This window comes from Lentilactobacillus kisonensis DSM 19906 = JCM 15041, from assembly GCF_001434135.1.
Lineage (GTDB): Bacteria > Bacillota > Bacilli > Lactobacillales > Lactobacillaceae > Lentilactobacillus > Lentilactobacillus kisonensis.
In genome coordinates this window covers 120000-136184 of the sequence record NZ_AZEB01000005.1, presented here as the reverse complement: position 1 = coordinate 136184, position 16185 = coordinate 120000, and the positions used below count along the sequence as shown (strand labels likewise).

The 16185-nt window shown below is 42.9% G+C and carries 12 protein-coding genes; 10 read left to right on the top strand and 2 right to left on the bottom strand.

Annotated elements, in window-relative coordinates:
• The 5 genes from FC98_RS04210 to FC98_RS04190 all read left to right on the top strand — a co-directional run.
• Window positions 1–443: IS5 family transposase (locus tag FC98_RS04210; RefSeq protein ID WP_156637196.1), on the top strand; the 443-nt coding region annotated here is incomplete at its 5' end.
• A gap of 172 nt (window positions 444–615) precedes the next feature.
• Complete coding sequence (locus FC98_RS04205) at window positions 616–1317, top strand: DUF5776 domain-containing protein (RefSeq protein WP_054655512.1); 702 nt, start codon at window positions 616–618, stop codon at window positions 1315–1317.
• A gap of 223 nt (window positions 1318–1540) precedes the next feature.
• Window positions 1541–3697 (top strand): DUF5776 domain-containing protein, encoded by a 2157-nt coding sequence (locus tag FC98_RS15050; RefSeq protein WP_056949239.1) that lies wholly within the window; start codon window positions 1541–1543, stop codon window positions 3695–3697.
• Between the two features lie 300 nt (window positions 3698–3997).
• Entirely contained in the window at window positions 3998–4573 is a 576-nt protein-coding gene (locus FC98_RS04195; protein ID WP_008855430.1) for an MBG domain-containing protein, read from the top strand.
• Between the two features lie 899 nt (window positions 4574–5472).
• Window positions 5473–6771, top strand: a complete 1299-nt coding sequence (locus tag FC98_RS04190; protein WP_156637194.1) for an O-acetylhomoserine aminocarboxypropyltransferase/cysteine synthase family protein — start codon at window positions 5473–5475, stop codon at window positions 6769–6771.
• A gap of 593 nt (window positions 6772–7364) precedes the next feature.
• Here the strand turns inward: FC98_RS04190 and FC98_RS04185 are convergent.
• Window positions 7365–8303 (bottom strand): L-lactate dehydrogenase, encoded by a 939-nt coding sequence (locus FC98_RS04185; protein ID WP_054655522.1) that lies wholly within the window; start codon window positions 8301–8303, stop codon window positions 7365–7367.
• A 476-nt stretch (window positions 8304–8779) separates the two neighbouring features.
• Window positions 8780–9187 (bottom strand): DUF1828 domain-containing protein, encoded by a 408-nt coding sequence (locus FC98_RS04180; RefSeq protein WP_008855424.1) that lies wholly within the window; start codon window positions 9185–9187, stop codon window positions 8780–8782.
• Between the two features lie 134 nt (window positions 9188–9321).
• Here FC98_RS04180 and FC98_RS04175 point away from each other — a divergent pair, with 134 nt between their 5' ends.
• The 5 genes from FC98_RS04175 to FC98_RS04155 all read left to right on the top strand — a co-directional run bounded on the left by FC98_RS04175 (window position 9322) and on the right by FC98_RS04155 (window position 15843).
• Window positions 9322–9951, top strand: a complete 630-nt coding sequence (locus FC98_RS04175) for a carbonic anhydrase family protein (RefSeq protein WP_054655524.1) — start codon at window positions 9322–9324, stop codon at window positions 9949–9951.
• 94 nt (window positions 9952–10045) lie between these two features.
• Complete coding sequence (locus FC98_RS04170; protein ID WP_235803575.1) at window positions 10046–10408, top strand: type II toxin-antitoxin system HicB family antitoxin; 363 nt, start codon at window positions 10046–10048, stop codon at window positions 10406–10408.
• A gap of 287 nt (window positions 10409–10695) precedes the next feature.
• Window positions 10696–11427 (top strand): hypothetical protein, encoded by a 732-nt coding sequence (locus FC98_RS04165; protein WP_050806226.1) that lies wholly within the window; start codon window positions 10696–10698, stop codon window positions 11425–11427.
• A gap of 314 nt (window positions 11428–11741) precedes the next feature.
• The gene (locus FC98_RS15045) at window positions 11742–13673 is read left to right on the top strand and encodes an S-layer family protein (protein WP_191981998.1); all 1932 of its coding nucleotides are present in this window, start codon (window positions 11742–11744) and stop codon (window positions 13671–13673) included.
• A gap of 568 nt (window positions 13674–14241) precedes the next feature.
• On the top strand, window positions 14242–15843 hold the full coding sequence (locus FC98_RS04155) for a hypothetical protein (protein WP_040470667.1): 1602 nt from the start codon (window positions 14242–14244) through the stop codon (window positions 15841–15843).
• Window positions 15844–16185 lie beyond the last annotated feature (342 nt).

Here is a 16185-nt window from a genome sequence, read left to right as displayed (position 1 = left end):
ACACCGCTACTGCTGAAAACAAAGGTTACGATGCCGGTAAGAAAATCTCGGGAATTAAGCGCCATCTGGCAGTTGATATCCATGGCTTTCCGCAGGCCATTCACATGACGCGAGCGAACGTCTCTGATCGAGACGGGGCCAGTGCAATGATCGCTTTACATGCCATGCATTTACGCCAGGTTCAAAATGTCTTAGTTGATGGTGGTTATTCAGGCGTTAATTTTCAGCTCGATGTGGCAAGTAATTTAAACGCAACCGTGCAGGTTGCGAAGCGTAATGAGTTGCATCGATTCGAAGTCATACCCCAACGTTGGGTAGTCGAACGCTCCTTTAGTTGGTTAGAGAATTGTCGGCGACTTTGGAAAAATTGTGAGTGTCAATTAACCACCAGTCTGCAAATGGTCGTTTTGGCGTTTTTAGCACTATTACTCAAGAGATTTTAGACAGCCTCTAAAGATTGACTGTACAGTAACCTACGCCTACCAAGGGGCCACCACCCCTGTTCAGTTCATCGACAGTAACGGAAAAGTAGTTGGCAATGATACTACAATCACCGGCTTCCTGGGTGAGACTGGCGATTACACCCCCACCAAAGTCCCGGCTGGCTATCAATTAGTGGATACCAAACCAATTGCTTATACGATGAGTGAAAAAGAGAATCCAGCGATAACTGTTCACGTCGTCAAAAAGTCAGTCACTCCGAATGTTCCTTCGGGTAACGATTCGAGTAACGTCACCCCAACAACACCGGTGGCACCAACACCTTCAACACCAACTGGCGAAACAATCAAACAGCCAGCCAAGCCAACGATTCCCAATTATGCGGCTAAAAAGGGTGCTGCGGTGTACGCTACTCGAGCGCTTTACCTATATAAGAATGAAAATTTCAAGAACTCTCAGCGACTCGTAAAATATCCGAAGGCCAAGCGAGTTAATCGCCCAATGTTTGTGGTGACTGATTACGCCCGCTCGACCAATGGCGTTCTCCATTACAAAGTCCGCGACGTTAACCATGGTAGTAAGACGGCTGGCAAAGTCGGTTACATTACCGCTGACTCGAAGTTTGTTGTGCCGGTTTATTATCAATCGATGCCTAAGAATAAGAAGATAATCATTATCAATAAAAAGGGTGTCAATGCTTATAAGGACGCTAACCTGACGAAACGAGTTAAGAATTACAAGAAGGGCACACGTCTGACTGTTAAGAAGATTGTTAAGCATAATTTGGCTTCCCGTTATCAATTAAGTAATGGCGATTACATGACTGCTAACAAGAAATTGATTGTTCAAGGTGATTACCAAATTATTAATTATTAATAGATATAAAAGTCGCAGAATGTTAGGAGATTTCACCAAGGTTAAAACGGATTACTTTGGGGAATGTCGCTGATTCTGCGGCTTTTTATGACATGATAAAATAATAAGTTGTTGTGAATAATTGCATGAGATTTATATTCCTTAACAATTATGTATGCTAAAATAGATATAATTAGTGCGGTAAACTATGAGATGCACTAACAAAAATAAATGAGGGGTGTTTATGATGACAAATGTCAAAATAAGCAAAAAGATAAAGCGAGGCATAAAAATCGCTTTATTGTCAGCAACAATTTTCACCATGGGGGGGGGCGCCGCGAGCTCTCTAGTTACCCGTGCGGACGATAATAGTCCGATTATTTATAATGGAAATAATCCGAAGCAAGATCCGGTGATTTATAAGTCAACTCCGGATCAAGATTTAGGTTATGATAATAACATTGAGCATGATCTCTACTTGACGAGCGGTGATAATCAAACGTCTAATTATGCTCAGATCAATAATGGAACACCTAATAGTGCTGCACAACCATCAGCTAATTCTTTAATTGATGCAGATCAATTTGAAAAGGCAAATTCTACTCAAAATTCAACTAGTCTAGTAGCCCATTTGAATTTAATTAATCCTGGTACCTTTAGTGCGATTCATCATCGAATGTATTTGCCGCTTCACTGGAAACAATATCAAACAACACCTAATTCTCCAGATGTCGTTGCAAGTGGTGCGCCGATACTAAACTTTAAGGGATTTAAGCCTGATGATAGTGATTTTAATTGGAAAACCTATATCAAAGGTAATTTTGATTTAACTTACCACTATAGTAATGGTGATGATGTGGCCTTTTCTGATACGGCCAAGATTGCAAGTGAAAATGCAGGTCAGCTTGAATGGATTGATTTTTATGGCCTTTTGTGGTCAACTTCCGCAATAGACATTAGTGTACCACTTTATGTAAATAATTTAGATAAAGTTAATACTGCAAATTCAAACGGTACTTTTACGATTAGTAGTAACTCACTGACTAACCTTAAATACAATGATTTTTATAATTTGAACGTTCGTTTTGCAAAACAGTTAACTCAAAATGATATTAATAACAAACTGGGTGTTGGCAAACAATACTTAATTACTACTAGAAATAATAAGTACAAGTATACTCAAGCAAGCGATATACAGAGCTTGATGCCGAATATTAATCCAATAGGGAATCCTAATGAAATAACAATTGATAATTTAGGTACTGGTGAAAACGATACGACCTATTACTCGGGTTACCACTTCTACTTAGATCCAACGAAGATGAGTAACGCAACCAATGGGCAATCTGTATTAGAGATGCTCAACAACAATGGTTACATGATGCCATATCAATTAGATAAATTTAGATGGGGTTCAAGCTACAATCCAAACAATCCTAATCCAGTTGTCGATCCTGATGATGCCTTGAATAAATTAAATAAGGGTAATATTGGAGGTGTCGTCTTCCAAGCAGTTAAAGTTCTGGATCCAACTAACTTGAATACGATTGATTATGGTGCCAAATTTAACCCGATGGATTATATCAAAGTAAATGATCCAACTGCGTGGTATCAAACAGATACCCCTATGACACTTGCTGACGCCGTAAAAGCAGGATTTACTTATAATAGCGTCGACACAAAGGTACCTGGTCAGCACAAAGTTACCTTTACAATGCCGGTTATTCAAGAAGGTAAAACGGTAAATGTTACTCGGACGATTACGATAAACGTTAAAAGCCCAGCTCCGACTCCCGGTGGTGGCGGCTCAATTACCAATAATTCAACCACTAATACGAACACCTCCGGTAACCAAGTCGGCAATGGTGGTTTCGACAGAACTGACAGTACCACAACTCAAAATCCGGCTGTACCAAACTACGCTGCCAAGGAAGGTGCCGCTGTCTATGCTACTAAGGGCATTTACCTGTACAAGAACGCCAACTTCAAGAAATCTCAACGCGTTGCTAAGTACACCAAAGCCAAGCGGGTTAACCGACCAATGTTTGTGGTAACTGGCTACAAACGAGCCGCTAACGGTGCATTGCGTTACAAAGTTCGCGATGTCAATCATGGCACCAAGAATGTCGGCAAGACCGGGTACATCACAGCTAACCGTAAATTTGTTGTTCGGGTATACTATTCATCAATGCCAAAGAACAAGAAGATTACTGTGATCAATAAAAAGGGTGTCAATGTTTATAAGAATGCGAACTTGACGAAACGAGTTAAGAATTACAAGAAAGGCACCCGCTTGACGGTTAAGAAGATTGTTAAGCATAATTTGACTTCCCGTTATCAATTGAGTAATGGTTATTACATCACTGCTAATAAGAAGTTGATTATTCAGGGTAATTACTAAATAAATTCTTCAATTGGATGGCGGCCATTAATTGGCCAATCCTTTTAACAAGAAATAGTAAACTGGAAGTCGTTATCTAATTTCAGGGGTTAACAAAAATAGTGCGCTCATTCCATTACCTTAGTGGAATGAACGCGCTATTTCGTTTAGAGTCAAGGTGATGGCAGCGTCCTTGCTCCCAAAATCATCCAAAAGTTCGCGGCAAATAAATTGCCAGATTGAGAAAAATATAGGATAATATTTTTGTGATAAAAATGATATCTTAACTAGAATAGCAAGCACAATGATGGGTGGATACGAATGAGTAACGGGGGGTACCTTTTGAATACCAATAATCCAGAAACCGATTCTCCAATTATTGATTGGAAGCAAGCAACCATCGAGCAATTCAGGATTCACTATCAGAGTTACACGTGGACTGGTAAAGCGCCAACCACGTTTGTCATTACCGTTCCGAGCGCCTTTAACGTGCCAGCTAATTGGCAGCGAGTGCCCGGAAGCCAGCCGACTTATCAGCTAACTGCAGCTGATTTAAGCGGGGTGACCGCTAATGCTGGCGATCATGATTTGACGTTGTCATTAGCGAGTTTCAAGGCGCTTCAAGCAGCTAACATGGATCTGGTGTTTTCAGATTGGCGGCCACCAATTGGCACCCTCAATATTTGGCCACGGCTAACGGTGAAATTCGTTGATAAGGCAAGCGGCCTGCTGATTGATCAATTTGTTAGTGATGATGCCCATCCTGCCAAGACCGGCCGTTATTACGTTGACCTGTCAATTGGTTGTGGGTTAGTGGCTGGAGAAGTGAATTATGTCGATTACGATCTTAATGAAAATCAACCTGTGATTACTGTGCCCGTTACGCGGCTAAAATAGGCCACTAATCAATTGCTTCAAGAATAAGCATTATCTCGCAAAAGATAGTTTCTGAATTTGGGGGTGGTAGCTGATTCTTGAAGCTTTTTATTTGCAGAAACAATATCATCGTTGGTTGGAAGCTGGGTGCCCATTAACTGCCATGAGGTTAGAATGAATTTTCATCCGTTTCTCATTTTTGAGGATTTCTAATCATCAATCTGCTTACTAGTAGTTGATTCTGGTAATAATTACTGACTTAGGTTAATTTAAAAAGCTCTGAAAAAACCTCTGAAGAGGCATCGTTTGTCCTTGGTATATTAAGTAATGATGGGTATCACGAAATTAGAAAAGTGAAAACAACGGTTGACAAGCATCACTGCCTGTACTAAGATTCAACATAACTTAAAAGTTAGACGTTGATGAGAAGAGTAGCTAATTTATTAGAACTTAAAGAGACTGCCGGTTGGTGAGAAGGTGGGTTTGAACGATCAGTGAAGATGAGCTCGGAGTTTTGCGCAGGTGAAAGCTTAGCGCACGGGTGGAGTGCGATACGACTCCAGACATCCCCTTGGAGTAAGGATGTGTTTTGAGGTCGCGATGAGTAATTGTCGCGATAATAATGGGTGGTACCGCGATAGTCGTCCCTGTTCAGAGAAATCTGGGCAGGGACTTTTTGTATCCACAAACAATTTAGGGAGGCATCAGTTCATGAAGCAGTCCTTAACGCACTATCGGCATGCTGGTGGTGTTGCCCTGATGTGTCGTTTCACTAACAACTAAATAAATCAAATTGGAAAGATGAGTAAATAATGGTGTTGCCTAAAGAGAGTTATCGGCTGGTGACGGACTGATAATCACCGGGGCAATGTTTTTTGAACGTAACGCCATTCGGCTCTTAAGTGAATTGACAAAAAAGGATGATAAAATTGACAGAAAATAAATTTGATACGCAACGATTACACGCTGGTTATGACCCTAAAGAACATTTGAATTCACCATTACCACCCATTTACCAGACGGCGGCGTTTGCGCTTGGGGACACCGATGAAGCTGAAAAAGTAGCGGAAGGGTCGAAGGAGGGGTTCACCTATTCCCGAGTTGCTAACCCAACTGTGCGAGCGTTTGAAAATCGGATTGCGGCGTTAGATGGTGGCATTGACGCGGTCGCGGTGGGGTCTGGCATGGCCGCCGTTAGCTACGCGCTGCTAAGCGTCGCTGAAGGCGGTGGGCGAATCATCGCCCCGACTAATTTGTATGGCGCCAGCATTGACGCGTTTCAATCAATTTTTCCAAAGTTTGGCATTCACGTTGACTTTGTGGATGATATTAACGATTTTGAAGCCGTCAAAGCGGCAATTAAGACCGACACGAAGGCAGTCTTTGTTGAAAGCGTGGCGAATCCCAGCACTGATATCGCTGATATTGAACAGTTAGCCACCATCGCCCATCAAGCCGGAATCCCACTCATTGTTGATAACACGTTCCCAACGCCGTATCTTCTGCGGCCGTTTGATTTTGGTGCGGACATTGACGTTTATTCATCTACCAAAGCGATCAACGGCCATGGTAACGTCGTGTCGGGGATCATCGTTGATCATGGTAAATTTGACTGGCACAATGGCAGGTTTCCGCAATTTACTGAAAATGAATTTACGTTGGAAACGGAGGCTGGCAAACCAGTGAGCTTCTACGCCCGATTTGGTGCGGCGGCCTTTATTTCCCGGGTTCGGATTAAATACTTAAGGCTGTTTGGTGCGGTCATGAGTCCATTTGATGCATACTTGGCGTTATTAGGAGTGGAAACAATCACTGAGCGGTTAGACAAAGAGGTTCGCAATGCGATTGCGGTGGCTCGGTATTTGAAGAGCGATCCCCATGTTAAAAAGCTATACTATGCCGGAATTGACCTAGCGAATCCGCTGGTACAGAAGTATTTTCCAAAGGGGATTGGGTCGATCCTGTCGTTTGAATTGGCGGGCGACGAGAAGCAAGTTGATGCCGTTTTGAACCACGTTAAGGTCTTTACATACTTGCCAAACGTCGGGGATGTTCGCTCGCTGATCGTTAACCCGGTGAAGATTACCCACCGAGAAATCCCTGCTAATTTGAGAAAACAGCACGGTCTGAACACCCGCGTGATCCGTTTGTCGATCGGCCTGGAAGACGCGGATGATTTGATTGCAGATTTGAAACAGGCAATTGGGTCGGCGTTTTGACAGCAGCAAAATTGTTAGCGACTATGTTGTTGAAAATTAAGGCGGTGTGTTAAAATACTATGTATAAGGTAGCGGTCGGTGGAAACGGCCACTACATGGCACAAGTTAAAGTGCATTTGGTTGGAGCTAATCTTTACGGTTAGCTTTTTTTATTATCCGGAAAGCGGTCGCGAAACCAATTGCGGCCTGGGATAACATCAATAAGCTAATGGCAATGCCTATCATCCAAATGTCCTTTCCAAAATTTTGTGCATCATCATCAATAGTGAGCGTAGCAAAGCGGTTAGGAGTCGGAGTGTAAGTATCCTATCGAGGAAATTCCCGGGCTTGGAATTTTTTCGATAGGTGCTTACATGCAGACTTCTGCTTTGCGAAGCGGTCCTAATCTGAATGTTGGTAAGGTGTGATGCATGCACTATTAACTTGCTAAGTCACTCTTGTGAATGACTCTATAAGTTAAATACGTAAATTATTAGTAATTACTGCTAAGGAAGCTAACATTTAGTCCTCGCTACGTCATTTTAACCGTTCTATAATCAAAAAATCGTCAGCCTGCTTAATTGCAAGTCTGACGATTTTTTATTCTAACTTAATTAATCTCCCAACGAAGCAACCGTATCCTCAAATCGCGTCTTGATATAGTTAGCTGATTCGGCGAGTTCTTTCTTTTCTTCATCGGTGAGGTCCAAGTGAACCTGTTCTTCAATCCCATCGCGGCCAACGATGGCTGGGTAAGAGAGGTAGGTGCCGTATTCTTCGTGCCAGTTGGAAACGGGCAGTTCAGTGCGAGCGTCACTCATGATCGTAGCGGCTAAGCGTACAGCGGCTGAGGCGATTCCATAGTTGGTGTAATGCTTGCCATGAAAGACGGTGTAGCCGCCAGCCTTGGCGATTTCGTCCAGTTCAGCTAAATCAATGTTGCGTTCCTTGGCAACTTTGGTAATTGGATGACCTAAAACGCGCACGGCAGACCAGGCGGTGAATTGAGAATTGCCGTGTTCCCCCAAGTTGTATCCGTCAACTGAACGCGGATCGATGTCGAGCTCTTGGGCAACGGCGCGCTTCATTCGGGATGAGTCCAGCAATGTCCCAGTACCCATGACGTGTTTCTTTGGTAGGCCAGTGTACTTCTGGTACATGGTGGTAATCACGTCACACGGGTTGGTGATGTCGATTAAGATGCCGTTGAAACCAGACGCCTTGATCTTAGCAGCGACATCCTTCACCGCCTTTTTGGTAAACGGTAATTCAACGAACCGGTCATGTTTAGGGTTATCTTTCTGTAAGCTAATATTTCCAACCGCTGAAATAACGACGTCGGCATCCTTTAAAGCGTCATAGTCGTTAATGATGATGTTCGTATGGGCGGGCAAGTTTGCCATAGCGTCCGTAAAATCGGTCGCGTCAGAGTTTACCTTTAATTCGTTTGTATCAATTAAAACGATGTCGTCCGCGTAACCACCTGAAATTATGTAATGTGCAACCGTTGAGCCAACGTGGCCCATACCAATAACGCCAATCTTTCTTGTCATGTAATGACCTCCTAAGTAAGTGAGCGGAGCAAAGCGGTTAGAAACTGGAACATAAGTCTCCTCTGATAGAAATCCCTGGTTTTTGGGGATTTTTGTCAGAGGTGCTTATGTGGAAGTTTTTGCTTTGCGCAGCTGTCCTATTTTGATCATTAACCTAATATCATATGTATGTGTCGCAACGCTTTACCAAAATTAATTCTTATTATGTAGCATAAAAGTCAATCCGAGCAAAGGGTTGCAATAGCACGATAACGTCCTTTAACCAGGATTAATTATTAGATTAATTATCATAAAATTCTAATAATTTTTAAAAAGAAGTCAACCCCTTTTCTGAAATTGAAGCGAAAAGGAAGTGGAACAAAGCGGTTAGTTTCCGCTTTTTCAAGTTGTCTTCACATCTAGGCTTTGGTAAATTAAAAATGATCACCTCGATAAGTGAAGTGACCATTGGGATTGAGTGCGATATCAGGAACTTTTTATTGGCTATTCAACCAGTATGCCATTGTATTGATTTCAATGATTGTTTGAGTGACTGTGTTAATCAGCTGGGGAATCTCATCTTCGCCGCCGCTCTTTGAGAGTCCGATGTGGCTAGTCAAGTTAACTTGATTATGGTTTCCAATCGCTGCCAAGAGCCGATTGTATTTAGCTTCATTATCGCCATTAATGATTCGGGTTCGAAGGTTCCAAAGCGTGTAACCGTCGTCAGAAACGGTAAACGCACCTTCCTTTTCGATCATACTAAGGGTGATACCATCTCCAAATGGATCCACAAAAGGAGTTACGATAATGATTTTGGCGTTATCAGGCATCTCGAAATGGTAAGTACTTTTAACTGAATTGACCTTCAGTTTATTAAATACGTTGTTTAAAGGATTGATCATATGGTTTCTCCTTATACATAATATGTGGATTGCGCTCGTTAACCTTTATCATACAGATTTTCTGCAAAAAAGGCTGGTTCGATATCCTAATCGTAGTAAACTAATTTCAAACAGAATTCGAAAGGATGACCCACATGCTCGACTACACGCACCAAGAACAATGGCAAAACGGCTTTGGTACCCAGCAATCACCCATTGAAATTAAGACGCTGGCTGCCGTGAAAATGACCGGGGCGTTACAATTCAAAACGACTTCACGATACCAGTTGCAAAAGGAAATCGACGACCAAACAACCATCCGCTTGCCGGGGAACGGCCAGGCGGAAATTTTTGGCCGCCCATTTGCGTTTCAACAAGTTCACTTTCACGCACCGTCAGAACATGTGATTGACGGTAAGCACGATCCGTTAGAGGTTCACTTGGTTCACCAGAATGCGATCGGTCAGCTGGCTGTGGTCGCGCTGATGGTGCAGGTAGGAGCTGCAGATCCTGTTTTCCAACAGATCATTACTAGTTTTCATGCTGGCACAACGGCGAGTACAAACAGTCAAATTGACCAATGGCTTCCAGATCGGCCGGTGGGATTTCATTACTTAGGCTCATTAACCACACCACCATTAACGGAGGGTGTTGAATGGCTGGTGGTAACGAATCCTAAGGTGACGATTAGTGAGACGCAGCTGGATTGGTTTAAGCAACAGTTTCGGTTCGATAATCGGCAGGTACAGGCATTGAATGGGCGGAAGGTTGAAAGGTATTCCTGAATGGGGAGATTGGCAATTAAGTATTTCCGTGGTTTAATGGATGCGGATTGCTGTTACACGTTTATTGCAAACTGAAGGGAGGCAAGGGGGGCACATGAATCCTTCCAGAAGGAATTGTTGTGGCACACTCTCACTTGAAATGAAAAATCCTGATTACGTCATTTACCCAGCGATATTTGATGATACCAATAATGATGGTTACTACACCGTTACGTTTCCAGATATCCCAGACACAGTTTCACAGGGACAGACGCTTACGGATGCGATGGAAGCCGCTCCTGATGCTATTGCCGTTGCGTTGCCTGATTATGCGATTTACCCAAAGCCTTCTGATGTCAAGAAAATTCAAGCCCAGAACCCCAATGCGGTGGTGAGCTTAGTTGGCGTTAATATGAAAGAAAAACTCAAGCAGATGCGAAAGCGAACCGTCCATCAAAATGGGGATTCCCAAGGTTGAACTTGAGGATTCCTTTTTGTCATGATAATTTCCTGAATTTAACACGTCGCTTCAATTTATGTCCTAAATTATGTTCCAGAAGGGTTATAATTATAACCATACGGAATTAAATGATTAGGACAGCTCCGCAAATTAGAAACTTTTAGAAATAGGCGCCCCGGCCAAAAATTGATTACCTTGGAATTTTCGCCTGAGGAGGCTTTTATTTCGACTGCTGTGAATCGCCTAGCCTGTCTAGCAGTTTCTAAGTGCTTTGCGCTGCTCCTTATTTTATGGAGGAATTGTGCATGAAATTTAGTGTTAAGAAGTCATTATTCGTTTCATTAGCCGCGCTCGGCTTATTCACTGCGGCTGCATCCAGCAACGCCAGTGCCAAAGCCAAGAAGTCATATCCACACTTGACTGCCAATAAGGTGTTAAGCACCAACCCTTACAACCGTAACGTCAATTTGACCGGCAAGAATGCCTTATACAACAAGGTGGGCACGTTGCCTGGCACTCGGGTGGTTGCTACCAAGACGACCGCTAAGCAGATTGCGAGCTCGACCAATTCCAAGGATAACTTGCGGGCTTACCGGGTTGCCACAACTAGCAAGGGCTCCGTTTACTACAAAGTGGTTTCGTTTGACGGCAACTATCGCGGCTGGGTCTATGGCGGCAAGAGTACCCAAGCATTTGCTGGGGGCCTCAAGCCATACACAACCTTTACTGAGGGTACATTGACGGATAATCAAAAGAACACCTTGTATCGAATCGCTAACCCAGGCATCGCCAACGATGGTAAATCGGCCACTTATACCGAGCCGCATTTCACTCAGTACACACTGAACCGTGATGATCGTCAAATCGATAACACCACGACTTATGGGGATGCCCGGTTCCACATTGACCAAATTGGCACCCGAACGCGTGAAGGGGACACTTGGGTTCACATCGTTGCCACCGACCCAGCTTATACGGTCGCAGACGGGTGGATCATGCTGGCGGGATTGACCCCGGCAAGTCCGGTTACAAAGTAAGATTATTAACATAGTTTGTTAAAATGAGGGTTGGGACATATGTCATTTCTTTCATTCGCAATGGCAACTTTGATCACCCACGCTTATATTGACTAAAGCTGCGACAAACGGCAGATCCCTGCCATTTAACAAAGGAGGACCATTATTCCCAAAACCGGGAATAATGGTCCTCCTTCGTTAAATTCTGGGATCTAAACGCCCCAGTCTGTTTTTCTCATTTTCTGTTAATTAGGCTTATTCTTTGAAACCCATTTCATAAACGGTATAATGAAAGTGTAACTTAATGTAAGATATATTGTTAGGAGGGGTTATTTATGAGATTTGATCTCAAACGATCATTATTCTTGTCAGTGGCTGCATTAGGATTCATTGCAGTTGCCGGCACCGCAAATTCTCAAACTGCAAGTGCTAAGACCTATGCTCGGGTCACATCAAACAGTAAGATGGCGATGCTGCCACAGGATCGTAACGTGACATTTACTGGGAACAATGCTTTGTACACAAAGGCCGGAACATTGAGGGGTGCTCGGACAGTTGCTTCTAAGGCAACTTTAAGCAGTTTCTCAAATGCGTCAACGTCAACCCATAATGTTCGGGCTTATCGAGTCGCAACGACTAACCGAGGCTCTATTTACTACAAGGTTGTTACCTATGATGGTTCGTACCGTGGCTGGATTTACGGTGGTAAGACCGATTCCGACTTTAACGGTGGGGTTCAACAATATCGAACATTCACTAACCAAGCATTTTCAACCTTAACCGATGCCCAACAAAACGGGACTTATAAGATTACCACGCCAGGGACTGCAAACGACGGTACCCAGGTTACTTACAAGTCACCAGCTTATACCAGTTATAAGGTTGGCCGGGCAATTACTGATTCAAGTCCATATGCCAACACCCAATTCAAAATTGATGCCGTTGGTTATCGGACCAAGGAAGGTTCAACCGATCGTTGGGTTCACATCTATGACCCAGCTAATCCAAACAGCCAAGCAACTGGTTGGATTAAGTTCAGTGGCTTGACCCAGACGAACGCAACGACGCCAATCGCTGACAACCAGATCCAATTTAACATCATGGATCCGAATAACAGTAATAACACGTTGACAACGTTCAACTGGACCAAGACGGGTGCTACCCGGAATTCATACTTAGGGAACTATAACACCACGACTCACAACTGGTCACTTGATTCAAACGACCAGGCGTCCTTGCAGACGGCGATCAACAATTCACTTTCCGCCTACAATTCAACTCATGGCACGAATTACAGCTATAACATTTCCAACTTGAATCAGTCGCAATTGAATAACTTAGCAGTTGCGCAATTTGGTGGTTCCGTCAAGTTGTACTTGAATTCGGCAATTGCGGATAATGCCGTTCGGGTTTACTTCAAGACACCAAATGGCAACACCTTGTCAAATTATTATGACTGGACTAAATCAGGCGTTAACCGCGGTAATCTCGTAGGTTATCAAAATGGCGCTAATTGGTCATTCTATGGAAACGATCAATCAGATATCCAAGGCAAATTGGCAACTGCTTTAGCTGGTACTGGTTATGGCTTGAACTATAATAACAACAATACCTTGAACCAGGATCAAATTAATGCGATTGCTTCTGGGCACTATGGTAGTGCGGTGACGATTTCGGTTGTGCCGTCGACGAATATGCAAACGACTAATATTGTGCCTACAACGACCATTGGCAATACTAATGTTCGATTAGTTCGTTTTAATCCTACTAGTCCAAATAAGGTGTTTGATGAAACAAAACAGACACTTAATGGCACAATAACACCCGGTTCAAACTTTACTAATTCTATGAATGCGTATGATATTTCTAAGCTGACCGATTCAGATAAAGAGGCTTTTGAGGGTTTCATGCATACTAATTATGGCGATGATAGTGGTCTTGAGGCCTTAAACAATGAATTTGCTTTAGCTGCTCAAAAACAATTTATTGAGGGTAATAATAGTGATTGGACATACGGCCCATTTGCTGCTGGAACTGCCTTTACCGGACAAAATATTATTGATCAGATCGGAAAAGCTGGAAATAGTGACATGGTAACAATGCTTTCACCAGTATATCCAGTATTTAGTAAAGATGGAACCTATAGCTGGGCGCAATGGAAATTCGATGGTCCTGTCGCAAGCAATGGCGGAACTATTGGAAACGATGCCTTGGTAAATTATCAGGCCGAATCACAAGGCTATACGCTTCCTACGGTTACTCGATAAATCCGATATTCTAGATATTATGAAACAACTAGGATCGGTTTGATCAAATAACCAAACAACGATAAATCGCTTTTGGAATGGCGATTCTAATTGTGGAGGCACAAAATAAAACAGGATCCAAAGTTCTCTAATAATAGGGAATTTTGGAATCCTGTTTTTAAGTAACCACTGACTTATACCGTCCGATTATCAATCTTAACCTCAAGGTCCACATTCTTGATATACACGTTGAGGTGGCCGATGGATTTAGCAAAATTAATAACCATTCCGGCATCTTCACAAAACCGTCATATTTTATCGAGTCCTCTTGACGTTCAAATATTCCCGTACCTTCGGCAATACAACCGGTTTAACAAATTTAATATACGTATTTTAGGCACAAAACTTTGACGATTTTATGAACATCACTCCAACTTAAACCCGAATTTACACTTTTGTGATATTGTTTTTCCTTTGTAATGTTTACGAAATAAAACGAAAAAATTGTATGTGTTTAGTAATATCACTAACGATTTTACGCGATATACTGGATCTATTCTTTGCTGAAAGGCAATTGGAGGAAAGTATATTGAAAATTAGTATCAAGAAATCATTGTTCGTTGGCTTAGCAGCTTTAGGCTTTGTAGCCGCTGCTGGTGCCGCTAATGCGAATACCGCTAGCGCTAAGACGTATGCTAAAGTGGTATCTAACAAGAAATTGAGCACGAACGCAACTGACCGTAACGTTAATTTTACGGGTACGAGTGCGTTATACACAAAGGCCGGTACTTTAAAGGGTGCCCGGGTTAAAGCAAGCAAAACAACTTTGAATGGGTTAGCTTCGGCTACGACTTCAAAGAGTAACGTTCGGGCTTATCGGGTTGCAACAACTAACCGGGGCTCTGTTTACTACAAGGTTGTTACCTTTGACGGCCAATACCGTGGCTGGATCTACGGTGGCAAGTCAGCCAATGCATTTGCCGGTGGCGTTAAGTCATACAGCACAACCACTGATCCAACGCCGGCAACTGCCAGCACAACCAGCAATTCGTCATCAGCAAGCAGCACTACTACTCCATCAAACCAAAACACTGGTTTAACTGATGCGCAGAAGTCAGCTACTTACAAGATTGCAACGACTGGAACTGCCAATGATGGCACTCAAGTCACTTACACCACGCCAGCTTGGACTCAATACAAGCAGGGCCGGGTAATGACTGACTCAAGCAAGTACAAGGACGCTACCTTCAAGATTGCTGACCAAACCACTCGGACACGTGAAGGCGACCTTTGGGTTAAAATCACTGCAACCGACTCAGCTAACAGCGCCGCTAATGGTTGGATCAAGTTCAGTGGTTTAACAACTGGCACGACTCCTACTGACAATTTTGACGCTAACAAGAGCGTTAAGATTGCTTACCGGGATGTGACAACTGGCAAGACGATTGATAAGACGAATGCTTGGACAACTGCTTCAGCTAACACCAAGCAAGGTGACGCTACTACTAATAATGTCGATAACAGTGGCCGTAGCTTAACATCTTATCTGAGTTCAGTTGCTGCCCCATCAGGATATTCATATAAGTTAAGTTCTGGCACAACTGTTAATCCAGATCTTTCTAATTTGACGATCACACCAGCTGCAACAACTGCTAAGTTTGGTGATACGTTGACAGTTGATGTAACGCCAAATGCTAAAGCAACCAAAGTTCAGTACTACTATGAGTCAGCTGCTAATGGTAGCATCAAGCCAATGAGCGCATCTGACTTTGCTCATGGCTTCCCTGCATTAACTACTGACCAACAAAATAGTGCATTCCCAAGTACAACGGATAGCAGCGATTCATTTAACGTTGCTGACTACTTTGGTGACACGAAGACAACTAATAAGTTTGAAACAGCATTGAACGCTGCAGATAACGCCCACGTTGCTAAAGCTGGTTCTTTGACCTCACCAGGTACAAACAAGAAGACAGGTAACGATCATACTGGATTCTTTGGCACATCATTTAATAATGGGAATTCACGTTACTTCTATGTATTCAATTCAAAGGATACGCTTGACAACAACACACCTAAGCAATCAAAGGGTGCGACTGTTAAAGTTGTAATGCAACAATTTGAAACGAACACACAGTTACCAGATAAGGTAAATAACCAAAATGGTAACACTGATTACATTGCTAAGTAATCATGTACTTCAATTAATCAACATCACATATTTCACCTATTAACTCATCTTTTGACAGGGGGCTCAGACAATTCATTTTGTCGAGCCCTTTGTTATTCCTCAAAATATGATTTGGACCACCCGGTTATTCAAGTTGACCGGGTGGGATTCACTGAAAGAGACGACCTGAACGTTGGGTCGTTTTTTTGTGTGCATTATTATCTGGCAAGTTTACAATTTTAGCGGCGGGCTGTTGGGCTGACGGTTTAGCCTCACATACCTATTTTATTGAGGGAGGGGGCAAAAATTGTCTCGCCATTAGCGTATCTAAAATATATAAGGGGTTTCAAGCATCATCAATTC

What these genes read in the sequence shown, in the direction of transcription:
- FC98_RS15050 (WP_056949239.1), top strand. Translation starts at nt 1,541, where the DNA reads ATGATGACAAATGTCAAAATAAGCAAAAAGATAAAGCGAGGCATAAAA.
- FC98_RS04195 (WP_008855430.1), top strand. Translation starts at nt 3,998, where the DNA reads ATGAGTAACGGGGGGTACCTTTTGAATACCAATAATCCAGAAACCGAT.
- FC98_RS04190 (WP_156637194.1), top strand. Translation starts at nt 5,473, where the DNA reads ATGATAAAATTGACAGAAAATAAATTTGATACGCAACGATTACACGCT.
- FC98_RS04185 (WP_054655522.1), bottom strand. Translation starts at nt 8,303, where the DNA reads ATGACAAGAAAGATTGGCGTTATTGGTATGGGCCACGTTGGCTCAACG.
- FC98_RS04180 (WP_008855424.1), bottom strand. Translation starts at nt 9,187, where the DNA reads ATGATCAATCCTTTAAACAACGTATTTAATAAACTGAAGGTCAATTCA.
- FC98_RS04175 (WP_054655524.1), top strand. Translation starts at nt 9,322, where the DNA reads ATGCTCGACTACACGCACCAAGAACAATGGCAAAACGGCTTTGGTACC.
- FC98_RS04170 (WP_235803575.1), top strand. Translation starts at nt 10,046, where the DNA reads ATGAATCCTTCCAGAAGGAATTGTTGTGGCACACTCTCACTTGAAATG.
- FC98_RS04165 (WP_050806226.1), top strand. Translation starts at nt 10,696, where the DNA reads ATGAAATTTAGTGTTAAGAAGTCATTATTCGTTTCATTAGCCGCGCTC.
- FC98_RS15045 (WP_191981998.1), top strand. Translation starts at nt 11,742, where the DNA reads ATGAGATTTGATCTCAAACGATCATTATTCTTGTCAGTGGCTGCATTA.